The organism is Isoptericola sp. Y581, from assembly GCF_059445475.1.
In genome coordinates, this window is record NZ_JCAIUK010000001.1 from 178,841 (window position 1) to 202,271 (window position 23,431).

At 72.3% G+C, this 23,431-nt stretch carries 22 protein-coding genes and 1 tRNA gene; 11 read left to right on the forward strand and 12 right to left on the reverse strand.

Annotation, left to right across the window (positions count from 1 at the left end; genetic code table 11):
- Positions 1-17: 17 nt before the first annotated feature.
- Together cysS and rlmB are read left to right on the forward strand one after the other, a co-directional pair.
- A complete protein-coding gene (gene cysS, locus AC1C2W_RS00890) occupies positions 18-1,442 on the forward strand; it encodes a cysteine--tRNA ligase (RefSeq protein ID WP_495412100.1) in 1,425 nt (474 codons plus the stop codon).
- A gap of 70 nt (positions 1,443-1,512) precedes the next feature.
- Complete coding sequence (gene rlmB / locus AC1C2W_RS00895) at positions 1,513-2,505, forward strand: 23S rRNA (guanosine(2251)-2'-O)-methyltransferase RlmB (protein WP_495388243.1); 993 nt, start codon at positions 1,513-1,515, stop codon at positions 2,503-2,505.
- A 192-nt stretch (positions 2,506-2,697) separates the two neighbouring features.
- Here rlmB and AC1C2W_RS00900 read toward each other — a convergent pair whose 3' ends face one another.
- From AC1C2W_RS00900 to AC1C2W_RS00915, 4 genes are all read right to left on the reverse strand, one after another.
- On the reverse strand, positions 2,698-4,002 hold the full coding sequence (locus AC1C2W_RS00900; RefSeq protein ID WP_495388242.1) for a DUF4032 domain-containing protein: 1,305 nt from the start codon (positions 4,000-4,002) through the stop codon (positions 2,698-2,700).
- 155 nt (positions 4,003-4,157) lie between these two features.
- Positions 4,158-5,270 (reverse strand): ABC transporter ATP-binding protein, encoded by a 1,113-nt coding sequence (locus tag AC1C2W_RS00905; RefSeq protein WP_495388241.1) that lies wholly within the window; start codon positions 5,268-5,270, stop codon positions 4,158-4,160.
- Between the two features lie 225 nt (positions 5,271-5,495).
- The gene (gene otsB / locus AC1C2W_RS00910; RefSeq protein ID WP_495388240.1) at positions 5,496-6,344 is read right to left on the reverse strand and encodes a trehalose-phosphatase; all 849 of its coding nucleotides are present in this window, start codon (positions 6,342-6,344) and stop codon (positions 5,496-5,498) included.
- Entirely contained in the window at positions 6,341-7,804 is a 1,464-nt protein-coding gene (locus AC1C2W_RS00915; protein WP_495412101.1) for an alpha,alpha-trehalose-phosphate synthase (UDP-forming), read from the reverse strand. The genes otsB and AC1C2W_RS00915 overlap by 4 nt, the downstream gene beginning before the upstream one ends.
- Positions 7,805-7,960: 156 nt before the next feature.
- Here AC1C2W_RS00915 and AC1C2W_RS00920 point away from each other — a divergent pair, with 156 nt between their 5' ends.
- From AC1C2W_RS00920 to AC1C2W_RS00930, 3 genes are all read left to right on the forward strand, one after another.
- The gene (locus AC1C2W_RS00920; RefSeq protein WP_495412102.1) at positions 7,961-9,907 is read left to right on the forward strand and encodes a protein kinase domain-containing protein; all 1,947 of its coding nucleotides are present in this window, start codon (positions 7,961-7,963) and stop codon (positions 9,905-9,907) included.
- A 138-nt stretch (positions 9,908-10,045) separates the two neighbouring features.
- Positions 10,046-10,870, forward strand: a complete 825-nt coding sequence (locus AC1C2W_RS00925) for a DsbA family protein (RefSeq protein WP_495412103.1) — start codon at positions 10,046-10,048, stop codon at positions 10,868-10,870.
- 53 nt (positions 10,871-10,923) lie between these two features.
- A tRNA-Thr gene (locus AC1C2W_RS00930) sits at positions 10,924-10,999 on the forward strand.
- A 134-nt stretch (positions 11,000-11,133) separates the two neighbouring features.
- Here the strand turns inward: AC1C2W_RS00930 and AC1C2W_RS00935 are convergent.
- Positions 11,134-12,012 carry an SGNH/GDSL hydrolase family protein gene (locus AC1C2W_RS00935; RefSeq protein ID WP_495388236.1) on the reverse strand — a complete coding sequence of 293 codons (879 nt, stop codon included), beginning with the start codon at positions 12,010-12,012 and terminating at the stop codon, positions 11,134-11,136.
- Between the two features lie 103 nt (positions 12,013-12,115).
- Entirely contained in the window at positions 12,116-12,808 is a 693-nt protein-coding gene (locus tag AC1C2W_RS00940) for a uracil-DNA glycosylase (protein ID WP_495388235.1), read from the reverse strand.
- Between the two features lie 197 nt (positions 12,809-13,005).
- Here AC1C2W_RS00940 and AC1C2W_RS00945 point away from each other — a divergent pair, with 197 nt between their 5' ends.
- The 4 genes from AC1C2W_RS00945 (at position 13,006) to groL (ending at position 16,423) form a co-directional block, all read left to right on the forward strand.
- On the forward strand, positions 13,006-13,350 hold the full coding sequence (locus AC1C2W_RS00945) for a DUF3263 domain-containing protein (RefSeq protein WP_495388234.1): 345 nt from the start codon (positions 13,006-13,008) through the stop codon (positions 13,348-13,350).
- Between the two features lie 122 nt (positions 13,351-13,472).
- Entirely contained in the window at positions 13,473-14,129 is a 657-nt protein-coding gene (locus tag AC1C2W_RS00950; RefSeq protein WP_495388233.1) for a LytR C-terminal domain-containing protein, read from the forward strand.
- A gap of 136 nt (positions 14,130-14,265) precedes the next feature.
- Positions 14,266-14,469 (forward strand): cold-shock protein, encoded by a 204-nt coding sequence (locus AC1C2W_RS00955; protein ID WP_495388232.1) that lies wholly within the window; start codon positions 14,266-14,268, stop codon positions 14,467-14,469.
- 328 nt (positions 14,470-14,797) lie between these two features.
- Positions 14,798-16,423, forward strand: coding sequence for a chaperonin GroEL (gene groL / locus AC1C2W_RS00960; RefSeq protein ID WP_495388231.1), 1,626 nt, complete (start codon positions 14,798-14,800; stop codon positions 16,421-16,423).
- A gap of 219 nt (positions 16,424-16,642) precedes the next feature.
- Here groL and AC1C2W_RS00965 read toward each other — a convergent pair whose 3' ends face one another.
- From AC1C2W_RS00965 to AC1C2W_RS00980, 4 genes are all read right to left on the reverse strand, one after another.
- On the reverse strand, positions 16,643-16,933 hold the full coding sequence (locus tag AC1C2W_RS00965) for a WXG100 family type VII secretion target (RefSeq protein ID WP_495388230.1): 291 nt from the start codon (positions 16,931-16,933) through the stop codon (positions 16,643-16,645).
- A gap of 111 nt (positions 16,934-17,044) precedes the next feature.
- The gene (locus AC1C2W_RS00970; RefSeq protein WP_495388229.1) at positions 17,045-17,767 is read right to left on the reverse strand and encodes an HD domain-containing protein; all 723 of its coding nucleotides are present in this window, start codon (positions 17,765-17,767) and stop codon (positions 17,045-17,047) included.
- Between the two features lie 92 nt (positions 17,768-17,859).
- Positions 17,860-19,473 carry a sensor histidine kinase gene (locus AC1C2W_RS00975; RefSeq protein WP_495412104.1) on the reverse strand — a complete coding sequence of 538 codons (1,614 nt, stop codon included), beginning with the start codon at positions 19,471-19,473 and terminating at the stop codon, positions 17,860-17,862.
- A complete protein-coding gene (locus AC1C2W_RS00980) occupies positions 19,470-20,210 on the reverse strand; it encodes a response regulator transcription factor (protein WP_495412105.1) in 741 nt (246 codons plus the stop codon). The genes AC1C2W_RS00975 and AC1C2W_RS00980 overlap by 4 nt, the downstream gene beginning before the upstream one ends.
- Before the next feature lie 96 nt (positions 20,211-20,306).
- Here AC1C2W_RS00980 and AC1C2W_RS00985 point away from each other — a divergent pair, with 96 nt between their 5' ends.
- Positions 20,307-21,560, forward strand: a complete 1,254-nt coding sequence (locus tag AC1C2W_RS00985; RefSeq protein ID WP_495412106.1) for a winged helix DNA-binding domain-containing protein — start codon at positions 20,307-20,309, stop codon at positions 21,558-21,560.
- A gap of 60 nt (positions 21,561-21,620) precedes the next feature.
- Positions 21,621-21,842: a hypothetical protein gene (locus tag AC1C2W_RS00990; protein WP_495412107.1), complete on the forward strand. Its 222-nt coding sequence runs from the start codon at positions 21,621-21,623 to the stop codon at positions 21,840-21,842.
- Here AC1C2W_RS00990 and AC1C2W_RS00995 read toward each other — a convergent pair.
- Together AC1C2W_RS00995 and AC1C2W_RS01000 are read right to left on the reverse strand one after the other, a co-directional pair.
- Positions 21,802-22,440 (reverse strand): NYN domain-containing protein, encoded by a 639-nt coding sequence (locus tag AC1C2W_RS00995; RefSeq protein WP_495388225.1) that lies wholly within the window; start codon positions 22,438-22,440, stop codon positions 21,802-21,804. The genes AC1C2W_RS00990 and AC1C2W_RS00995 overlap by 41 nt on opposite strands.
- Before the next feature lie 123 nt (positions 22,441-22,563).
- On the reverse strand, positions 22,564-23,319 hold the full coding sequence (locus AC1C2W_RS01000; protein ID WP_495388224.1) for a PspA/IM30 family protein: 756 nt from the start codon (positions 23,317-23,319) through the stop codon (positions 22,564-22,566).
- Between the last annotated feature and the right edge of the window lie 112 nt (positions 23,320-23,431).

The following is a 23,431-nucleotide window of genomic DNA, read 5'->3' on the forward strand; positions in this document are numbered from 1 at the left end:
GCCGGTACGCTGGGCCGGTGACCCTGCGCCTGTACGACACCGCGACGCGCGACGTGCGCGACTTCGTCCCCCTGAATCCGGGTGAGGTCGGTATCTACCTGTGTGGCGCCACGGTCCAGGCCCCGCCCCACATCGGTCACCTCCGCCCCGCGATCGCCTTCGACGTGCTGCGCCGCTGGCTGGAGCGCTCGGGCCTGCGTGTCACGCTGATTCGCAACGTCACCGACATCGAGGACAAGATCCTCGCGAAGGCTGCCGCGGCCGGCGTCGACTGGTGGGCGCTCGCGGCCTCGCACGAGCGGATGTTCACGCGCGCCTACGACGCGCTCGGCGTCCTGCCCCCCACCTACGAGCCGCGTGCCACCGGGCAGGTGCCCGACATGGTCGAGCTCATGGAGCGGCTCGTGGAGCGCGGTCACGCGTACTCGACCGGCCCCGGCGACGTGTGGTTCGACGTGCGGTCGTGGCCTGCCTACGGCGAGCTCACGAAACAGCGCCTCAAGGACCTCAACCCGGAGCCGGGCGACGGTGACGTGGCGGCCGCCGCCAAGCACGACCCGCACGACTTCGCGCTGTGGAAGGCTCCCAAGCCGGGCGAGCCCGCCACCGCGTCGTGGGACACCCCGTTCGGCCGCGGCCGCCCGGGCTGGCACCTCGAGTGCTCCGCGATGGCGCGCCGCTTCCTGGGCGACGCGTTCGACATCCACGGCGGCGGCCTGGACCTGCGGTTCCCGCACCACGAGAACGAGCAGGCGCAGTCCCGCGCCGCGGGCTACGCGTTCGCGCAGCGCTGGATGCACTGCGCGTGGGTGACCCAGCAGGGCGTGAAGATGAGCAAATCGCTCGGCAACGGACTGCTCGTCTCGGAGCTGCTCGCGCAGGCGTCCGCGCCCGTGATCCGGTACGCGCTCGCGGCCGTGCATTACCGGTCGATGCTCGAGTGGTCGCCCGACACCCTCGACGAGGCGCACGCCACGTGGGAGCGGCTCTCCGGCTTCGTGGAGCGGGCGACGGAGCGGGTCGGCGTCGTCCCTACCGAGGAGGTCGCGAAGGCCGAGCTGCCCGCGGCGTTCGTCGAGGCGATGGACGACGACCTCAACGTGCCCGCCGGCCTCGCCGTCGTGCACGAGCACCTGCGCGCCGGGAACAGTGCCCTCGCCTCGCGCGACGACGCCGCGGCGCGTGCCGCCCTCGTGGTGCTGCGGGGCATGCTCGACGTCCTCGGTCTGGACCCGGCCGACCCGCAGTGGGCGGTCGGCGCCGACGACTCGAAGGCCCGCGGTGCGCTCGACGCGCTGGTCGCCGCGGAGCTCGACGCCCGGATCGTCGCACGCGCCGACAAGGACTGGGCGACGAGCGACGCCATCCGGGACCGGCTCGCGGCTGCAGGGGTCGTCGTGCAGGACTCGGCGGACGGCGCTCGCTGGACGCTCACCGACTGACCCCCGCTGGTTGAGCCTGTCGAAACCAGGTCTCGACAGGCTCGACCTACGGAGAGAGAAGAGAGACACCATGGCAGGCAACACCCGGCGCCCCGGCGCCACCCGCAAGCCCGGCAGCAAGAAGGGCGCGCATGTCGGTACCGGCGGCCACAGCCGCAAGGGGCTGGAGGGCAGGGGCCCGACGCCGAAGGCCGAGGACCGCACCTACCACCCGGCGCACCAGCGCAAGGTCGCGACCGAGAAGCGCGAGACCGTCCAAGCGCAGAAGGGCGCAAGCAAGGGCGTCGTGCGCGGCACGCGCCGGCCGACGGGCGGTGCCGAGGTGGTCGCCGGGCGCAACGCGGTGCTCGAGGCGCTGCGCACCGACGTCCCGGTGACGGCGGTGCACCTGGCGTCGCGCATCGACCACGACGACCGCACGCGCGAGATCCTCGAGCTGGCCTCCGTGCGCAGCGTGCAGCTGCTCGAGGTCAGCCGCACCGAGCTCGACCACCTCACCGAGGGGTCCGTGCACCAGGGCGTCGCCGCGCAGGTGCCGCCGTACGACTACGCGGACGTCGAGGACCTGCTCGACGCCGCGGCCGAGGCGGGCGAGCCGCCGCTGATCATCGCGCTCGACGGCGTGACCGACCCCCGCAACCTCGGCGCCGTCCTGCGCTCGGCCGGTGCCTTCGGCGCCCACGGCGTCGTCGTGCCGTCGCGGCGGTCCGCCGGCGTGACTGCGTCCGCGTGGAAGGTGTCCGCCGGCGCGGCGGCGCGCGTGCCCGTGGCCAAGGTGACCAACCTGTCGCGCGCCCTGGCCGACCTGAAGAAGACCGGCGCGTTCGTCGTCGGCCTGGACGCGGGCGGCGACACCGAGGTGCGCGACCTCGCCTTCGCGACCGACCCACTCGTGCTCGTCGTCGGGTCCGAGGGCCATGGGCTGTCCCGCCTGGTCCGCGAGACCTGTGACGCCGTCGCCTCCATCCCCATCTCGTCGGACGTCGAGTCCCTCAACGCCGGCGTCGCCGCGGGGATCACCCTCTACGAGGTGGCCCAGGCCCGCCAGGCCGCCTCGAGATAGAGAACCCCGAGCCACGAGATAGAGAAGCGGGGGAGGGGGGGCGGAAAGGGGGGGGGCCGGAAGAGATTCTCTCTCTCTTCGGGTGGGGTTTTTTCGCTTTGNCGAGATAGAGAAGCTCGGACGGGTCCGCAACCGGTTGCGGACCCGTCCGAGCTTCTCTATCTCGCGGCTCGGGGTTCTCCAGCTCGAGGGTCAGGTGGAGAGGTGGAAGTGGTCGTCCTCGGGGGCGGCGTCAGGCTCGGCGGAGGAGGTGGAGGCGTCGGCCCCCGGGTCCTGCTCGCCGGGCGGGAGGCCGAGGAGGGCCTTCTCGTCAGGGCGGTGGCGCAGCACGTTCTCGACGTAGGACGCCGTGGCCTCCGGCATGGGGACGTCGCGTCCCGCCTGCTCGGAGATGAACCACCGGTGGTCGAGGATCTCGTGAAACAGCTGGGCCGGCTCGAGCTTGCGGCGCAGGTCCCGCGGCACGGCGCGGATGGTCGGCTGGAACACGTTCTGCGACCAGTCGTGCGCGACCATCTGCGGGTCGTCCTCCTGCCGGTCCGTGGCGGCCGTGTAGGAGTCGAGGTCGTTGAGCAGCCGGCGGGCCTGGTTGTCCTGCACGTCGAGGCCCGTGAGGCGGAACAGCCGGCGGGAGTGGTGGCCGGCGTCGACCACCTGTGGCTGGATGCGCACCGTGGTGCCGTCGATGTCGGTGGTGATCGACAGCTCGCCGACGTCGAAGCCCAGGTCGTTGAGCCGGTCGATGCGCGCGGCCACGCGCCAGCGGTCGCCGGCGTCGAACGACTCCACGCCGGTGAGCGCCTCCCACAGCTCGGCGTACCGGGAGACGAGCGCGTCGCCGATGCCGATCTCGTCCACCTCCTCGTCGAGCAGCTCGCCCGCCGAGAGGTCCATCAGCTCGCCGATGATGTTGGTCCGCGCGAGGTCGACGTCGTACTCGCGCTGCCCGCGCGAGAGCTCGCGGTGCAGGTCGCCGGTTTCGGCGTCGACCAGGTACGCGGCGAACTGGTGGGCGTCGCGCCGGAACAGGGTGTTGGACAGCGAGACGTCGCCCCAGTAGAAGCCCACGAGATGCACCCGCACCAGCAGGACCGCGAGCGCGTCGATGAGGCGGGTGGCCGTGTCGGGGCGCAGCGCCTGGCTGAAGACGGCGCGGTAGGGGAGCGAGAAGGCGAGGTGCTCGGTGACGAGGGCGGCCTCGAGCGGCTGGCCGTCGTCGTCGAGCCGACCGGTCACGACGCCGACCGGCCGGACCGCCGGGATCTCGAGCTTGCGCAGCTGGCGCAGCAGCTCGTACTCGCGGAAGGCGACGGACTCGCTGATCTCCTTGACCGCGAGCACGCGGCCCTCGAGCCGGACGAACCGCACGACGTGCCGGGAGATCCCGCGGGGGAGGGCGGCGAGCACGTCCGCCGGCCAGTCGACCAGCGGAGTCCGCCACGGCAGGTCGAGCAGCGCGGAGTCCGGCGTCGCCGAGGTGATCTGCAGCTGTTCCACGGCCCTCCTGTCGGTGTGAGCGTGAGAATGGCCCACTCGTGACCCGTGAAGTGGGCCAGACGCGCTCACAGCGATGGCGTGGCGCGATCGTCAGGGTACGCGACGAGGGGCGGACCCGGCAGCAGCCGGGTCCGCCCCTCGGACGGTGGTGCGACTCAGCTGAGGCGGTTGCCCGTCGCGGCTGAGAACAGGTGCGCCTGGCCCGTCTTGATCGCCACGCGGATGGTGTCGCCCTTCATCGGGACCTCACGCGGGTCGATGCGCACGATGACCTGGTCCGAGGAACCGGAGGACAGGTCCGCGGCGCTGCTCTGCAGGTCGCCGTAGACGTAGGCGTCCGAGCCGAGCTCCTCGACGAGGTTCACCTTGACGTCGAACGCACCCTCCGCGCCCGTGCCCACGACGTCGAGCGACTCGGGGCGGAAGCCGACCGTGATCTTGCCGCCGTCGGCGTCCGTGAGCTGGTCCACGATGGAGCGCTCGATCGGGACGGTCGCGGCGCCGAGGACGGCGGCGCCGTCCTTGATCTCGAACGTGCCGAGGTTCATCGCCGGCGAGCCGATGAAGCCGGCGACGAACACGTTCTGCGGGGTGTCGTACATCTCGCGCGGGGTGCCGACCTGCTGGAGCAGCCCGTCCTTGAGCACCGCGATGCGGTCGCCCATGGTGAGCGCCTCGGTCTGGTCGTGCGTCACGTAGACCGTGGTGACGCCCAGGCGGCGCTGCAGCGACGCGATCTGGGTACGGGTCTGGACGCGGAGCTTGGCGTCGAGGTTCGACAGCGGCTCGTCCATGAGGAACACCTGCGGCTGACGCACGATGGCGCGGCCCATGGCGACACGCTGACGCTGACCGCCGGAGAGCGCCTTCGGCTTGCGGTCGAGGTACTCGGTGAGGTCGAGGATCTTGGCGGCCTCTTCGACGCGCTCGCGGATCTCGGCCTTCGGCTTGCCCGCGATCTTCAGGGCGAAGCCCATGTTGTCCGCCACCGACATGTGCGGGTAGAGCGCGTAGTTCTGGAACACCATCGCGATGTCGCGGTCCTTCGGCTGGACGTCCGTGACGTCGCGGTCGCCGATCAGGATGCTGCCGCCGTTGACGTCCTCCAGGCCCGCGAGCATGCGCAGCGAGGTGGACTTGCCGCAGCCCGAGGGGCCGACGAGGACGAGGAACTCGCCGTCCTCGACATGCAGGTTGAGCTGGTCGACCGCGGGACGCTCGGTCCCGGGGTAGATGCGCGTCGCGTGGTCGAAAGTGACCGTAGCCATGGTGCTTCCCTCCACCGGCAGGTACGTGCCGGACGATCCGTTGTGGGTGGGTGCCGTTGCGCGTTCACGACTGGCGTGTCTGCGGTGACACATTCTGTTGTCGCGCGCACCGCGGCTCGGGCCGGAAGGCCTGGCTCGGTGCGCCGGGACGATCGTACATGCCTGTGACATAGGTCATGACACGCCGCAGGTCACGGGTCGAGGACGATCGTTCCGGCCCCTGCGTCAGCGCTCCAGCACGTCGGCAAGGCGCTGCAGCAGGGCCGCCAGCGCGTCCGCGTCCGGGACGCGATGCGCGGCGACCGTGGGGCCCGGCCCCACCTTGATGCCGAGGTCGTCGGGCCCGAGCACGGCGAAGGCGGCCTCGTCCGTGGTGTCGTCGCCGGCGTAGAGCACCAGCGCCTCGAGGTCGGTGCCCTCCTCCAGCTCCTCGCGCAGCCGCTCGACGGCGACGCCCTTGGACGTGGGCACGACCGCGACCTCCACGACGTCCTTCCCGTGCATGGCGCCGAGTCCGAGCCGCCCGGCGAGGGCGTCCGCCGCGGCGACGGCGGCCCGCACGTCCGCCGGCTGCGCCAGCCGGGTGTGCAGCACCGCCGCGCTCGGCTTGTCCTGCACCCACGCGCCCCGACGCCCGTCGACGGCGTCCTGCATCCCCTCGCGCAGGCGCTCGAGGGTCTCCGCCTGCTCCGGGGTCAGGCGCAGCGGGACCGCGTCGACGCCGTGGGCGCTCACCCTGCCGGTCTCCGCGCCGTGGCTCCCGACCAGGAACGTGCCCGGCGGGGCGCCCGAACGCTCGACGAGGTCGGTGAGGTGCCGGCCGGAGACGAGCGCGAGCTGCAGCTCGTCCCGGCCGCCCTGGGCCGCGAGCCCGGCGAGCCGGTCGACCGCGGCGCGGGCGGCAGGGGTCATGGCCGAGGCGGTCGGGTCGTCGACGAGCGGCGCGAGCGTGCCGTCGAAGTCGAGCGCCACCAGTCGTGCGCGCGCGCCCCCGACCATGTTGGGAGGGCCGGCGAAGCGGTCCACCGCCTCCTGCGCCGCCGTCGCGTCCCCCGGGCCGGTCAGGCCCGTCACACGCGGCTCGTTCGTGAGGGCATCGCGGTCAGCACGCCGAGGAACGTCTGCGACCACTTGGCGACGTCGTCGGCCATCACCTTGCGGCGCAGGCGGCGCATGCGCCGGCGTTGTTCCTTGGGCTCCAGGTGCGCGGCGGTGACGATGATGTCCTTCATCTCGTCGATGTCGTGCGGGTTGACCAGCAGCGGGCCCGGCGCGAGCTCGTCCGCGGCGCCCGTGAACTCGGACAGCACCAGCACGCCCCGCTCGTCGGAGCGTGCCGCGATGTACTCCTTGGCCACGAGGTTCATGCCGTCGCGCAGCGAGGTCACGAGCATCACGTCCGCCGCGAGGTACAGCGCGGCCATCTCCGCGGGCGGGTAGGAGTGGTGCAGGTAGTGGATGGCGGAGTGCCCGAGCTCGCCGAACTCGCCGTTGATCCGCCCCACGAGGCCCTCGACGTGCTCGCGCAGCTCCTGGTAGGCGCCCACGTTCTCCCGGCTCGGGCTCGCGACCTGCACCAGCGTCGCGTGCTCGACGTCGAGCCGGCCGTCCTGCAGCAGCTCGCCGTACGCCTTGATCCGGTGCCGGATGCCCTTGGTGTAGTCCAGCCGGTCGACGCCCAGCATCATGATCGCCGGATCGCCCAGGTCGGCGCGGATCTCCTTGGCGCGGGCCTGCACCTCCGGCTCGCGCGCGAGCGCGTCGAAGTGGTGCGAGTCGATCGAGATGGGGAAGGCCGCCGCGCGCACGTGCCGGCCCGGGCGGCCGTTCTGGTCGGTGACCGTGACGATCGGGCCGCGGGTGGTGTGCTTGGTGAGGCGTCGCACGGACCGCACGAAGTTCGACGCGTCGCCGCCGCGCTGGAAGCCGATGAGGTCGGCGCCCAGGAGGCCCTCGACGATCTGCCGGCGCCACGGGAGCTGCTGGAACAGCTCCACGGCCGGGAACGGGATGTGGTCGAAGAAGCCGATCCGTAGGTCGGGCCGCAGGTCGCGCAGCATCTTCGGCACCAGCTGCAGCTGGTAGTCGTGCACCCACACGATGGCGCCCTGGGCGGCCTGCTGCGCGGCCGCCTCGGCGAAGCGCTGGTTGACCCTCCGGTACGCGTCCCACCACTGCCGGTGGTAGGTGGGTGGGGAGATCACGTCGTGGTAGAGCGGCCAGAGGGTGTCGTTGGCGAAGCCCTCGTAGTACCGCTCGATGTCGGTCTGGCTGAGCGTCACCGGCACCAGGAGCACGCCGTCGGCCTCGAACGGCTCGTGCTCGAGGCCGGGGGCGCCGGACCAGCCGACCCAGGCGCCGTCCGCCTCCCGCATCACGGGTTCGAGGGCGGTGACCAGCCCGCCGGGGGAGCGCTGCCAGTCGACAGCGCCGTCGTCGTCGACCGTGAAGTCGACCGGGAGCCGGTTGGCGACCACGACGAGGTCGTAACCACCCTTCCGACGGTGCTTGCTTGACGATCCTTGACCTGTCAACGGACCTCTCTCCTGATTTTCTTGAGACTCCGTCGTTCTTGGGACGTCGTCCCTCCAGACAGGGTACCGATGAGGTACCGGGCTCGCCCTGGCGGGGGCGGACTCCACCCCCCGCACGACGCGCCCTGGCGTGCGCGGACGACTACGGTGTGGCCCATGAGCGAGGTCGACGCGATGCAGGTCCCGGGGAGGGGTGTGTCGCCGGAGGCCGGCGACGGCCCCGGACCGAGCCTGCGGGGCGGCCGTCGCCGCCGCGACGGCGGACTCGCCGAGGGTGCCGAGATCGGCGGGTACATCGTGGTGCGGCCGCTCGGCCGCGGCGCGATGGGCGCCGTCTACGAGGCGGTCGACGGCGGGGGCCACGCCGTCGCGCTCAAGGTGCTGCACGCGCACGTCGACGCCGACCCGGCCGGCCGGGAGCGGCTACGGCGCGAGGCCGCGGCCCTGCAGCGGCTGCGACACCCCGCCGTCGCGCAGGTGCTCGACGCCGAGCTGGAGGGGCCGTACGCGTTCGTCGTGACCGACCTGGTCGACGGCGTCACGCTCGAGGAGGAGGTCGACGAGCGCGGCCCGCTCGACGCCGCCGACGTCTTCTCCCTCGCCGACCAGCTCGCCGCCGCGCTCGAGGCCGTGCACGACGCCGGCGTGGTGCACCGCGACCTCAAGCCCTCCAACGTCATGATCACCGCCCAGGGCCCTGTGCTCATCGACTTCGGGATCGCGCAGGGCCCGGGCGACGCCCGGACCACGTCGGCCGGGTTCGTCATGGGTACGCCCGGCTACATCGCCCCCGAGCTGCTCGACGGCGGCGCACCCGAGGCCGAGACGGACTGGTGGAGCTGGGCCGCGCTGCTGGCGTTCGCCGCGACCGGGCGCTCGCCCTTCGGGGTGCGGCCCACCGAGCTGGTGCTGCGTCGCTCGCGCGAGGGCCGGCCCGACCTGATGGGCCTGCCGGCGCGGACCGCCCGGGCGCTCGCGGGAGCCCTGCTGGCCGACCCCTCGCGCCGGTGGGGGCCCACGGAGGTGGCCCGCGCCCTGCGCCGCGACCTCGACGACGCGCTCGCCGGCGCCGCCGATCCCTGGACGGAGCCGGACGCGACCCAGCGCATCGTGCAGGCGACCGAGACGGAGCGGGTCGCGCTGCCCACGCAGATCGTCGCGCCCGCCGTCCCCGCCCCCGCCTCGTTCGCCCCGGCGACGACGGGCGCCGTCCCCGTCGGCCCGCCCCCGCCCCCGCCCCCGGCCTCCATCGACCCGGCCTCGATCGACCCTGCCTCCATCGACCCGGTCGGCGCCGGCCCGGCCGCCGATCCCGGCGACCCGACCCAGACGATGACCGCCCTCGAGCGTGACCGGCGCCAGTCGCAGGACGGCGCCACCCGGGCGATCCCGATCGGGGACGCGCGGTACAAGGGGTACGACGAGCTGGTCGAGGAGCTGCCCCTCGCGCCGGAGCCACCCGGGCCCTACGCGCGCCCGGTGCACCCGCGCCGCACGGGCACGGCGTTCGCCGTGGCGCTCCCGCTGGTGGCACTCGCGGCGACGCGGCCGCTGATCGGCTTCGCCGTCCTCGTGGTCGTCACGCTGCTGTGCCGGATGGTCGCGACGTCCGCCGACGCGGTGCACCGCCGCCGGGAGCACCGCGGCGCGCGGCGCTCGGACGGTGCGATCGGCACCCTGCTGTTCCCGTGGCACGCGGTCATGGGGACGCTCGGCGCTATCCCCGCGGTGCTGGTGGGTGCCTGCGCCGGGCTGCTCACGCTGCTGGCGGGGTGGTGGCTGTTCGGCGCCGGACACCTCGTCGTGCTGCCGCGCGACGACATGGAGGCCCGGTCGGTGGGCGGGATGAACGAGGACGTCGTGTTCAACGTCGTCCTCGCCGGCGTGATGGTCGTCGCGCTGCTGGCCACGTGGTTCGGCCCGGCCGGGAGCAGCGCGCGGGAGGGCGGGCGCATCATCCTGGGGCGGGTGGCGCCGGGCCGGATCGGGGCCGCCGTGGCCGTCGTGGTCTGCCTCGCGCTCACCGTGTTCCTCGTCGCGCCCGTGCTGGGCCACCCGACGATCGACTGGTGGCCCATGAGTGGGCCGCCCTCCGTGCTCTGAGCGTGCGTCGCCGGTCGAGCCTGTCGAGACCCGTCACCGACCCGCCCCGCGCTCGGACGGCGTCCAGGTGGCGCAGGTAGGCTCTGCCCGTCCGGCGCTGACGCGCCGTCCCGCCCTCCCGAAGACCTCGAGGACACGATGCCGACGAACAACCCGAACATGTCCAAGTCGCAGCGCCGTGACGCGGCGCGTGCCGAGGCGCTCGCCCTGCGCGAGAAGGAGCAGCAGCGCGACAAGCGCAACCGGGTCATCACCCTGTCGGTGCTGGCCGTCGCGCTGGTCGCCCTGGGCGTCGTCGTGTGGATGATCCTGCAGCAGGGCGAGAAGAAGAACGTCGACGACGTCCCCCTGGCGGACGTCACGATGCCCTCGACGGCGCAGGACGACGGCGGCATCCCGGTCGGCGCGGACGGTGTGGCCGGCACCACCAACGAGGGCGCACCCGTGATCGACGTCTACCTCGACTACATGTGCCCCGTGTGCGGCCAGTTCGAGCAGGTCAACGCCGCCAGCATCGACGAGATGGTCGGTGCCGGCGACGCGACGGTCGTCTACCACCCGGTCTCGATCCTGGACCGTCTGTCGCAGGGCACCGAGTACTCGACGCGTGCGGGCGCGGCGGCGGCCTACGTCGCCGACAAGGCCCCCGAGTCGTTCCCGGCGTTCCACGCCGCGCTGTTCACGAACCAGCCGGGGGAGAACACCGAGGGCCTCTCGGACGAGCAGCTCGGGTCGTACGCGGAGGAAGCTGGGGCGCCCGCGGAGGTGGTCTCAGCGATCTCCGACGGCACGGCGCACGAGGCCTTCGGGCAGTACGTCTTCTCGGCCACGAACCAGATCGGCCAGTCGGTGGAGAGCTTCGGAACGCCGTATGTCTTGGTTGATGACGAGGTGATCGACATTCAGACGTGGAGCCAGCCAGGCGCATTGGCGGAAGCCGTCACCGCCGCCGCTGGCGGCTGATCAACTCTGTTGCGCGGCACAGCCCAACACGCCGGTAGGCTGTGCCGCGCTCCGCCGCCTTAGCTCAGCTGGTAGAGCTCCCGTCTTGTAAACGGAAGGTCGTCGGTTCGAATCCGACAGGCGGCTCCACGTCCCCCACCGCTGGTTGAGCCTGGCGAAACCCCCGCTGGTTGAGCCTGTCGAAACCCTGATCGCTGGTTGAGCCTGTCGAAACCCTGATCGCTGGTTGAGCCTGTCGAAACCCACGGTGGGTTGCGACAGGCTCAACCAGCGGGCGGCCAGGTCTCGGCCGGCGTCGGCCACTTGGGCTCGCGGCCGTCGCCGCTGGACGTGTGCTTGATGCGCCGCTGCACCCACGGCACCACGTGCGTGCGCGCCCACTGGGTGTTCGTGCGTGCGCGCTCGACGAAGGCCTGCGGCGGCAGCGGGTCGAGCGGGACCGCGAACTCGGCGTCGTCCGGCTCCTGCCCGAGGCCGACGAGGGCGGCGTCGGCGACGCGCCGGTGGCCCTCGGGGGTCAGGTGGATGCGGTCGTCGGACCACATGCGTAGGTCGAAGAGGGGGTTGAAGCCCCACAGGTCCAGCACGTGGGTGCCGTGCCGGCGCGCGATGGACCAGAGGTTCGCGTTGTACTGACCGACCCGCCCGCGCGTCCAGCTCAGGCCGGCACCGGCCTTGAAGCCCGTGCCGAGCAGCACGTCGGCGCCGGTCGCACGGATCTTCGACACGCCCTCCTCGAGGCGCGCGGAGAGCACGTCGACGTCGGCCTGGGGCCGCAGGATGTCGTTGCCGCCGCCCACGAGGGAGACGAGGTCGGGGGACGCCGCGAGGGCGACGTCGACCTGCTCGTCGAGGATGTGTCGCAGCAGCCGGCCGCGGATCGCGAGGTTCGCGTACTCGAGCGGCGCCTCGCCGGCCGCCGTCCGGCGGGCCGAGAGCGCGTCGGCGAGACGGTCCGCCCAGCCGCGCTGCGTGGCCGCCGACTCGGTGCCGCCGGGGGCCGGGGAGCCGTCGTCGAGCGGGTAGGGGTCCCACAGCCCCTCCGAGAACGAATCGCCGACCGCGACGTACCGAGCCCAGCCGGGTGCGGTCGGGTCGGAGGGCGTGCTGTCGGGGGTCGCGGTCGGGTCCTGCGTCGTCACGCCCGCCATTGTGCTCCTCGTCACGGCCGGGTGCTCGGTGCGACGCCGATCGGCCGAGGACGAGCTGCGGCAGGCCCCGGCTACGACGGTCTCGTACCGACGCTCAGGGGAGGCGCCAGTCGATCGGCGCCCCGCCCTGGGCCTCGAGCAGCGCGTTGACGCGGGAGAACGGGCGCGAGCCGAAGAATCCGCGGTAGGCCGACAGCGGGCTCGGGTGCGCGCTCTCGACGGAGGGCACGTCGCCGAGCCACGGCTTGAGCGACGCGGCGTCGCGGCCCCACAGGATGGCGACGAGCGGGCCGCCGCGGGCCACGAGGGCCTTGATCGCGGCCTCGGTGACCTGCTCCCAACCCTTGCCGCGGTGCGACGCAGGGGTGCCGGGCCGCACGGTCAGCACGCGGTTGAGCAGCATCACGCCCTGTTCGGCCCACGGGCGCAGGTCGCCGTCGGACGGTGTCGGGGCGCCGACGTCCTCGGTGAGCTCGGTGTAGATGTTCGCCAGGGACTTGGGCACGGGCCGCACCTGCGGCTGCACGGAGAACGAGAGGCCCATCGGGTGCCCGGGCGTCGGGTAGGGGTCCTGCCCGACGACGAGCACGCGGACGTCGGCCAGCGGCCGGGAGAACGCCGCGAAGATGTGCTCGCCGTCCGGCAGGTAGGTGCGGTCCGCGGCGACTTCGGCGCGCAGGAAGTCGCCTATCGCGTGGATCTGCGGCTCGACGTCGGCCAGCGCTGCGGCCCAGTCCGGGGCCATGACCTGGTCGAGGGGCGGGCGGGTGCTCGTCGTCGTCTCCACCCCGCGACGCTAGCGCAATCGAGTTGTCAGGCCCACGCGCAAGGAAACGTGCGCGTGGCCCTGACAACTCCCGCGCGCCGCGAGTTGTCAGGACCAGGTGCAAGGAAACGTGCGCGTGGCCCTGACAATTCGCGGGATCGCGGCGCGCGGGGCCAAGTCGTCGGGAACGGTGCGCTGAGACGCCATACTGGGACGCCATGAGCGAGATCCTGGTCCAGGAGGTCCAACCGGACCCCGAGGCGACGTCGGGCGCGACGACCGCCGAGCAGACCACAGCGCCGGCCGAGGGTGAGCTCTCCGACCGGGACCGCGAGATCCTCGCCTTCGAGCGGCAGTGGTGGAAGTACGCCGGCGCGAAGGAGCAGGCGGTGCGCGAGCTGTTCGGCCTGTCGGCCACCCGTTACTACCAGGTGCTGAACGCCCTCATCGACTCGCCGGCCGCTCTGGCGCAGGACCCGATGCTCGTCAAGCGGCTCCGGCGCATGCGCTCGACGCGGCAACGGGCCCGCTCCGCGCGGCGCCTCTCCGACGGCGAGGGCTGAGGTCCGGTCGTCGCGGGACCTCGTCCGGCAGCCGTCCCGACGGGTCGGCGCGATCACGCAGGTCGTGGCGTTCCTGAAGGGGTCTGGACTTTCGGACACCGGGAGCGGCTACCCTGTCCGCCGTGAGCAAGAGCCATTACTCCTACCCGCCCGACGAGTTCGACGTCCGCGGCCCCGAGGGCACTCCGGTGGGTGTGCATCGTGAGCCGCGCAGCGGGTGGAGCTCGGTGTGGCCGTTCCTCCTGGTCGCCGTCGTGTTCGCGGGCATTGCGGTCGGCGTCGTCACCTTCCTGTCCGACGACGGACCCAGCACGCCCCCCGCCGCCGAGCAGCCGGCGGGCGCAGGCGACGAGACCGCCGGCGAGGAGCCCGAGGCCTCGGAGTCGGCCGATGGCGAGGACGCCCCGGAGGAGGAGCCGTCCGACGAGACGTCGGAGGAGTCCGGCGACGCGACGACAGAGCTGCCGGGCGACCCGACGGCGGCGAACCTCGAGGCGGCGGTCCTGGTCTTCAACGACGGCGCCGGTGCGGGCCAGGCTGCCGCCGGTCAGGGCGTCGTCGCGGGGGCCGGGTTCACCGCGGTCACCGCCGCGAACGCGCCGGACTCGCTGGTCGGTGCGTACGAGGACAGCACGGTGCTGTACGGGGCCGACCGGGGAGACACGGCCAGCGCCGTCGCCGAGGCCCTCGGCGTCGACCCGGCGAACGTGCAGGAGTCGGACGACGTCTCCGCCAGCCCCGAGGCCGTGTGGGTCGTGCTCAAGACGCCCGTCGGCTGACGACCGGCGCTGCGCGACGCCGTCTTGGATGCCGACATTCCGGACAGCGATGCTTCCCTTGCCGCGATCGCCGCTTATAGGCTCACCCACACCGTGGGGTGCCTGCCCTGCGGCCGAGCAGCACAAGGAGAAGTTCATGGCCCAGGGCACCGTCAAGTGGTTCAACGCGGAGAAGGGGTTCGGGTTCATCACCCCGACCGCGGGCGGGCAGGACCTGTTCGTCCATTACAGCGCCATCCAGTCCGACGGCTACCGCACCCTGGACGAGGGCCAGGGCGTCGAGTTCGAGATGGGGCAGGGGCAGAAGGGGCCGCAGGCCGAGCAGGTTCGCCCGCTCTGACCTCGGCAGCAGGCTGACACGCCACAGAAGGCCGGTGTCCAGGACGCAGGGAAGCGTCCGGGCGCCGGCCTTCGTCGTGTCCGGACGGACGTGCACGCCCTGGGCGAACGTCTTGCACTCACCACCCGAGAGTGCCAATAATGGGTTAGCACTCTCGGTCGTCGAGTGACAGCCGCCCCCCTGGGACGGCGTCCTCGCAGGCCGCGGGTGAAGCATTCGGGTCGTTCGGTGAGACCCTCCGCGCGTGCGTGACCTGAACGCCGCGGGGTGGGTCGTCCGTCGCGGGCGCCGGCCGGCCAACTCAGCCACCAGCGGAGGATCAGTCCCCATGGCCAAGATCATCGCGTTCGACGAGGTAGCTCGTCGAAGCATGGAGCGCGGGCTCAACCAGCTCGCCGACACCGTGAAGGTCACGCTCGGCCCCAAGGGTCGCAACGTCGTCCTGGACAAGAAGTGGGGCGCCCCCACGATCACCAACGACGGTGTCTCCATCGCCAAGGAGATCGAGCTCGACGACCCGTACGAGAAGATCGGTGCGGAGCTCGTCAAGGAGGTCGCCAAGAAGACGGACGACGTCGCGGGTGACGGCACCACCACCGCCACCGTGCTCGCCCAGGCGCTCGTCAAGGAGGGCCTGCGCGTCGTTGCCGCCGGTGCCAACCCGATCGCCATCAAGCGCGGCATCGAGAAGGCCGTCGAGGCGGTCACCGCGCAGCTGCTGAACGACGCGGTCGACATCGAGACCAAGGAGCAGATCGCCGCCACCGCCGCGATCTCCGCCGGTGACCCCGCGATCGGCGAGCTCATCGCCGAGGCCCTCGACAAGGTGGGCAAGGAAGGCGTCATCACCGTCGAGGAGTCGAACACCTTCGGCCTCGAGCTCGAGCTCACCGAGGGCATGCGCTTCGACAAGGGCTTCCTCGCCCGCTACTTCGAGACGGACCCGGAGCGTCAGGAGGCCGTCCTCGAGGACCCGTACGTCCTGATCGTCGAGTCGAAGATCTCGAACGTGAAGGACATGCTGCCGGTGCTCGACCAGGTCATGAAGGCCGGTCGCTCGCTGCTGATCATCGCCGAGGACGTCGAGGGCGAGGCCCTGGCCACCCTGGTGCTCAACAAGATCCGCGGCACCTTCAAGTCCGTCGCCGTCAAGGCCCCGGGCTTCGGCGACCGCCGCAAGGCCATGCTGCAGGACATCGCGATCCTCACCGGTGGCCAGGTCATCACCGAGACGGTCGGCCTCAAGCTGGAGAACGCGACCCTCGACCTGCTGGGCCAGGCGCGCAAGGTCGTCGTGACCAAGGACGAGACCACGATCGTCGAGGGGTCGGGCGACGCCGAGCTCATCTCGGGTCGCGTCAACCAGATCCGCTCCGAGATCGAGAAGTCGGACTCCGACTACGACCGCGAGAAGCTGCAGGAGCGCCTCGCCAAGCTGGCCGGCGGCGTCGCCGTCATCAAGGCCGGCGCGGCCACCGAGGTGGAGCTCAAGGAGCGCAAGCACCGCATCGAGGACGCCGTCCGCAACGCCAAGGCTGCGGTCGAGGAGGGCATCGTCGCCGGTGGCGGCGTCGCGCTGATCCAGGCCGGTGCCGTCGCGTTCCCGAAGCTCGAGCTCGAGGGCGACGAGGCGGTCGGCGCGCAGATCGTCGCCGCGTCGGTCTCGGCCCCGCTCAAGCAGATCGCGATCAACGCCGGCCTCGAGGGCGGCGTCGTGGCGGAGAAGGTCAAGGACCTCCCCGCCGGCCAGGGCCTCAACGCCGCGACCGGCGTGTACGAGGACCTGCTCGCCGCGGGCGTCAACGACCCGGTCAAGGTCACGCGCTCCGCGCTGCAGAACGCCGCGTCGATCGCCGCGCTGTTCCTCACCACCGAGGCCGTCGTGGCCGACAAGCCGGAGCCGGCTTCTGCCGCGCCGGCCGGTGACGGTGGCATGGGCGGCATGGACTTCTGATCCAGCAGCCCTGAGTCGTCAGCCACGCGCTGACTGACGCACGACGACGGCCGGTCACCCCGCGAGGGGTGGCCGGCCGCCGTCGTTCTCTCGCTGGTCGAGCCTGTCGAAACCAGCGACCTCGGTTTCGACAGGCTCAACCGCCGTCGTTCTCTCGCTGGTCGAGCCTGTCGAAACCAGCGACCTCGGTTTCGACAGGCTCAACCGACGGGCAGCAGATCAGCGGGCCGCGAAGAGCCGGGTGGCCTGGGCCTCGGCGTCCGCGTAGGTGCGCGACGCCGACGACAGGGCCGCCGTCACCGCGTCCAGCGCGGCCTCGACCTGCGTCTGCGTCGCCTGCCACTGGCCCATGACCCCGGCGAACTGTGTCGCCGCGCCGCCGTGCCAGTTCGACTGCAGGTCCTGCAGGTGCCGCATCATCGCCCCCACCTCGGAGCGGATCGCCACCACGGAACCGTTCACCGCCGCGCCCGCCTGCGCGACCCGCTCGCTGTCGACCTCGTACCGCACGTGTCCTCCTTCGTCGCCGTGCCCCGTGCTCCGGGGATACCGAGGACGACGCTAGGGAAGCGGGCGCTCCACCGCGACGGTTGTCCACAGGGCTGTGGAGCACTGCCGGGATCAGGAGGCGGACGGCTCGGCCTTCTCCGCAAGCAGGCGCCGTTCCTTGAGCAGGCGGTGCAGCTCGGCGTCGACGTTCTGCCTCGCCGGCTCCTCCCACGCGGCACCCATCGGGCTGAAGTACAGGTAGGAGCGCTGCAGCAGCTTGGTGAGCACCCGGATGCGGGCGTCGAGATAGTCGGGCAGGGGGATGTGCGAGTACTCGGCCCGCACGTCCGTCATGTACGCCTTGTAACGTTGCGGCTCCGTCGCGAGCATCGCGAGGTCGGCGTCGTTGAGCACGGCCGAGTCGACGTCGTCGGGCAGTGGCTTGTGGCGGGCGATCGAGTCCACCAGGCGTGCGGTGCGCTCCACCGAGGCCGCCGGGACGCCCAGCTCCGTGAGCTGCGTGCGCGCCAGCTCCGCGCTGACAGTGGTCTGCTCGCCGCCCTGGTTGGCGGCCGCGACCTTCCTCGTCGCGTCGAACACGGCGCCGTGGTACCAGGCGGCGAGGCGCACCAGGTCGGGTTCGTGCGTCTCCTGGGACAGCTCGTCGACGCGGTGCAGCACGTCGGCGAGGTGCCGCAGGTTGTGGAAGCGCCGGTCGGCCCCGGACCACCGCTCGATGAGATCCTCCCCGACCGCCCGGATCTCGGCCTCGTCGGCGGTCGCCTTGGCACCGTGGCAGGTGCGGACGAACGCGGAGAGGAACCACTGGGGTGCGTCGGCGCTCATGACGCCCATCGCGATCAGACCTTCGGTCGACGGACTGGGACTGCCCTCTCCGTCAGAGTACGACCGAGCGGCGGCAACGTACCGCAGCCCGACCACGCCGGTCAGGCGGACGAAGACGACGCGCCATCGTAGCCGTCCGGCGGGGGCAGCTGAACACGCACCGTCAGGCCGCCGCCCGGCGTCTCGCTCACCGACACGTGCCCGTGGTGGGCGCCCACGATCGCGGCGACGATCGCCATGCCCAGCCCGGACCCGCCCGACTCGCGGTTGCGCGACGAGTCGGCCCGGTAGAACCGCTCGAAGACGCGCTCGGCCTGCTCCGGCGCGATGCCCGCGCCGTGGTCGCGCACCTCCATCACGGCGCCGCCGTCGGGTCCTGGGCCCACGGCGATCTCGGCCGGCGACCCGGCCGGCGTGTGCCGCGCCACATTCCCGACCAGGTTGGTCAGCACCTGCCGCAGCCGGTCGCGGTCGCCCGTGACCCGGGCGTCGCCCGGCGGCTCCTCGCCGTCGCGCAGGCCCGTCACGACGACCTCGCGCGTGGGGTCCAGCGCGTGCAGGTCCTGCGCGGCGTCGCGGGCCATCGGCACCAGGTCCACGTCCTCGCGTCGCATCGGGCGTCCCTCGTCGAGCCGCGCGAGCACGAGCAGGTCGGTGACGAGCGTGCTCATGCGTCGCGCGGAGTCCTCGATGCGGGCCATCGTGTCGTCGATCTTCTCGGGGGTGTCGAGCGCGCCCATGCGGTACAGCTCGCCGTAGCCCTTGACCGTGGCCAGTGGCGTGCGCAGCTCGTGGCTCGCGTCCGAGACGAAGCGGCGCATGCGGCGCTCCGACTCCTCCTGGGCGGAGAACGCGCGCTCGATCTGCGCGAGCATCGTGTTCAGCGACAGGGAGAGCGAGCCCACCTCGGTGGACGGCGGGCGCTCCGGGATGCGCTGCGAGAGGTCGCCGTCGGCGATCTTCGCGGCCGTCGCCTCGATCCGCCGCAGCGGCCGCAGCGACCGGTGCACGAGGAGGAACGAGATCGCGCCGCCCACGATGACGATGCCGAGGGCCGAGAAGAGCAGGGACCGGGTGAGGTACGCGACCGTCTGCTGCACGCCGGCGAGGGGAAGCGCGACGTACGCGGCGCCCTGGACGCTGCCCGACGACGTGTACGGGAGGGCGACGATTCGCCAGTCTCCCGGCTCCCTCCCGCCCGTCGACCCGACGGTGAAGGGGTCGGGGCCGCGCTCGACCACGGCGGAGACCGGCTCGTCAGGAATCTCGGGGGTGCCGAACCTCTCCCTTGTCGCAGGCCACACCATCGGTTCCGACGTGGCCCCGTCGATGTCGCGCAGGATGACGACATACTCGCTGGGCGCGCGCTGCACCATGTCGCCGGACGTGTTGAGGGTCATCTTCGCGACCCCAGTGGCGGACTGCTGGAGCTGGTCGTCCGTCTGGTCGACGAGGTACCCCGACACGACGACCCGCGTCACGACGGCCGCGAGGACCAGCCCCGCCGCGAGCACGAGCACAGTGATCGCGACGAGCCGGGTGCGCAGGGGCAGCCGCTCCATCCACGTCCAGCGGGGGGACGACGCGTCCGAGTCCGCGACGGGCGCCGCCGGGGCGGACCGCGGGTCGGCGGGCAGCGCCGGGCCGTCCGCCGTCGTGCCCACGCTCGTCGGGTCGGCCGTCCTCCCCGGTGCACCCGGCGACGACGTGCTCATCGCGGCGCCTGGGGCTCGCGCAGCAGGTAGCCCACGCCGCGCTTGGTGTGGATCAGCGGCGGCAGGTCGACGTCCTTACCGTCCGGGCCGGTGATGGTGAGGTTGTCGATCTTGCGGCGCAGGTAGGAGATGTAGGACTCGACGATGTTGGCGTCGCCGCCCCAGTCGTACTGCCACACGTGGTCGAGGATCTGCGCCTTGGACAGCACGCGGCCGGCGTTGAGCATGAGGTAGCGCAGCAGCTTGAACTCGGTGGGGGAGAGGTCCACCTCGACGCCGGCGCGACGGACCTCGTGCGAGTCCTCGTCGAGCTCGAGGTCGCCGACGCGCACGACGGCGTCGTCGTTGTCGGGCTCGCCCGTGTGGGTGCGTCGCAGGACGGCGCGGATGCGGGCCACGACCTCCTCCAGGCTGAACGGCTTGGTGACGTAGTCGTCGCCGCCCACGGTCAGGCCCTGCACCTTGTCCTGCGTGTCGTCGCGGGCGGTGAGGAAGAGCACGGGCGTGTGCCGGCCGGTGGAGCGCATGCGGCGCGTCACGGTGAAGCCGTCCATGTCGGGCAGCATCACGTCGAGCACGACCAGGTCGGGCTCGACGTCCCGGACGAGCTGCAGCGCACCGTTCCCGTCACCGGCCGCGTGCACCTCGAACCCGGCGAAACGCAGGGAGGTGGACAGCAGCTCGCGGATGTTGGGCTCGTCGTCCACGACGACGAGGCGTGCCTCGGGTGCGCTCATGGCTCCAGTGTGCGACCGGGGACTGGGGGTTGCCTGGGAAGACCCTTGGACGGTCCTGGTGCTCGCGGCGTGGGTGCCGGGCTCCATGATGGGCGGGTGCGGATCACAGGGGAACAGCGTCGGCGCCGGGTCGTGGCGCACCAGCTCGCGCTCGGTGCCGACCAGCCGGGAAGGCCCGCGGCGACGACGCCGGAGGAGGTCACGGAGCGGCTCGTCGCGCTGCACGCGACCGACGCGCCGAGCGTGCACCTGGCGGTGCTCGCCCGGGTGCCGGGCCTCACGCTCGACGACGTGCGCGCCGCGCTCTTCGACCGGCACAGCCTCGTCAAGGTGCTGGGGATGCGGCGCACGATGTTCGTGGTGCCGCGCGCGAGGGTGCCCGTGGTGCACGCGGCGGCGTCGGCCGCGGTGGCGGGCCGCCTGCGGACCCGGCTCCTCAAGGAGCTCGAGACCCTGCCCACCGACCCGCCCGTCGCCGACCCGAAGGCGCTGCTGGCCGCGGCGGAGGCGCAGGTGCACGCCGCGCTCGTGGAGCAGGGCCCGCTCGACGGGGCGCAGCTCTCGCGCGCCGCGCCACTGCTGCGCACGGCGTTCCTGCCCACCACCGACAAGCCGTGGGACGTGCGTCGCACCATGACGTCGCCGCTGCTGTCGGTGCTCTCGGCCGAGGGCACCGTCGTGCGCGGCGAGCCGCGCGGGGCCTGGTCGTCGCCGCGGCACGTGTGGTCGCCGATGACCGACTGGTTCCCCGGCGGGATCCCGCCGATGGACGAGGACGCGGCGCGCGTGGAGCTCGCCCGGGCGTGGCTGGAGGCGTTCGGGCCCGCCACTGTGGCGGACCTGAAGTGGTGGACCGGCTGGAACCTCGGTCAGGCGCGCCGCGCGGTCGCGGCCCTCGGCGTGCGCGAGGTGGAGGTCGAGGTCGGCGCGCCCGGTGCCGACGTCGAGGTCGCCGACGGCGTGATGCTGCGCTCGACCGACCTCGACCTCGACCTCGACCTCGACCTCGACGACGACGTCCCGCCCCTGGACCCGCAGGCGGCGCTGCTGCCCACGCTCGACCCGACGACGATGGGGTGGGCCGCCCGGGACTGGTACCTGGGCCCGCACCGTCCGCAGCTCTTCGACAGCGCCGGCAACGCGGGCGCGACGGTCTGGTGGCAGGGGCGGATCGTGGGCGCGTGGGTGGCCCGACCCGACGGCGAGATCCGGTGGCGGCTGCTCGAGGACGTCGGCGCCGACGGCGAGGCGGCCGTCGCTGCCGAGGCGGCTCGGCTCGGCGCACTGCTGGGCGGCGCCGGCTTCACGCCCGGGTACGTGACGCCGCTGTACCGCGAGCTGCTCGCCTGACGCCGGGCGGGCGGGCTCTCGCCCTGACGACGGGTTCTCCCCGACGTCACCGGCCTGCTGATGGACAGCCTCGGCTGGCACGCCGTGGTGGACACCGTGGTGGACACCGTGGTGTGCACCGACGACGTGCCGGCGGGCCGCCCGGCGCCGTACATGGTGCACCGCGCCATGGAGCGCACGGGCGTCACCGGCGTCGCGCAGGTGCTCACCGTGGGCGACACGGTGCGCGGCCGGCGAGGGCTCAGAGGTAGCGCAGCGGGTCGAACTCGTCGAGCGGGATGATCCGCACGCGGGGCAGAGGCGCGGTGAACGCGTCGGCGTCGCCCTCGAGGTCGAACATCTCCAGGCCCTGCTCGGTGAGCTGGCTGAACTGCCCGTTGACGAACTCGCGGAACGCGAGGAGCCCCACGCGGCGGTCCCCGCCGAGCAGTGCCTCGATCTGCGGCAGGAAGTCGCCGTCGTGGCTGGCGAGCAGGACGTCGCCGTCCCGGCCGGCCAGGGCCTCCAGCGTGCGCTGGATGCCGACGTCGACGACCTTCTCCGTGCCCGTCGACGACAGCGGGATGGGCCGGTAGCCCATCGCGAGCAGCGCCTGCACGAACGCCATCGGCATCTGCCCGCTGCTGGCGTTGAGGAAGAACAGCGGGACGACGTCCTGCTCCCACAGCTTCTGCGCGAACGCCGAGATGCGGTCCCAGCGGGGGCGCTCCTCGGGGTTCGGCCGTCGGTTGAGGACGTTCATGCCGAGGGTGGCGTCGATGTTCTCGCCGTCCACCAGCAGATACGTCCGTCGGGGCGCCTCGCCCTCGGGCGTACCGGCCGTCGACGGCGTGGGGGTGGGCGCGACCACCGGCGAAGTGCCGGCGAAGGAGGGGGACATGCCTGACAGCGTATCCGCCCGCTCCGAGTTCCCCGCTGGTTGAGCCTGTCGAAACCATGTCCCCGGGTTTCGACAGGCTCAACCGGCGGGGAGGTTTCGACAGGCTCAACCGGCGGGTGTCGGTCAGGGCTGGTCGGTCGTGGGGGAGATCTGCGGGGTCGAGGGGCTGCCGGCCTTCAGGGCGGCGAGCCGGGCCTCGAGCTCGATCTCCTCGTCGGAGGCCTCGAGCTCGGCGAACTGGGCGTCCAGCGAGGTCGCGGCGATCTCCGCCTGGCCCATGGCCATGGCCTCCTCGCGGCGCACGGTCTCCTCGAAGCGGGAGATCTCGCTCGTCGGGTCGAGCACGTTGATGGAGCTGATCGCGCCCTGCACGGTCTGCTGGGCCTGCGCCGCCTTCTGCCGGGCCACGAGCTGGTCGCGCCGCGACTTCAGGTCGACCAGCTTGTCCTTCATCGCGGCGAGGCCGGACTTGAGCTTCTCGACGGTCACGCGCTGCTGCTCGATCATCGGCTGCGCGGTCTTGACCTCTGACTCGGCGTCGAGCTGCTTGCGCAGCGCCACCTTCGCGAGCCGGTCGAACTTGTCGGCGTCGGCGGTGTTGCCCGCGGTCCGGTACTCGTCCGCCTTGCGCGACGCCGCGAGGGCCTTGGTGCCCCACTCGCGGGAGGCGGCGACGTCCTCCTCGAAGTCCTGCTCGGCCAGCCGCAGGTTGCCGATGGTCTGGGCGATCGCCTGCTCGGCCTCGGCGATGTTGTTCGTGTAGTCGCGCACCAGCTGGTCGAGCAACTTCTGCGGGTCCTCGGCACGGTCCAGCAGCGAGTTGATGTTCGCCTTCGCGAGCTGGCTGATACGCCCGAGGATGCTCTGCTTCTGCGTCATGGTCGTGCTTCCTTCCGTCGCCCGGTCCTGTCGCCAGGTGGTGCCGTCGTGTGCTGCCGTGATGCGTCGTCGTGTGCTGGTCAGAACGCCCGCGGCCGCGGGCGAGTTCCGA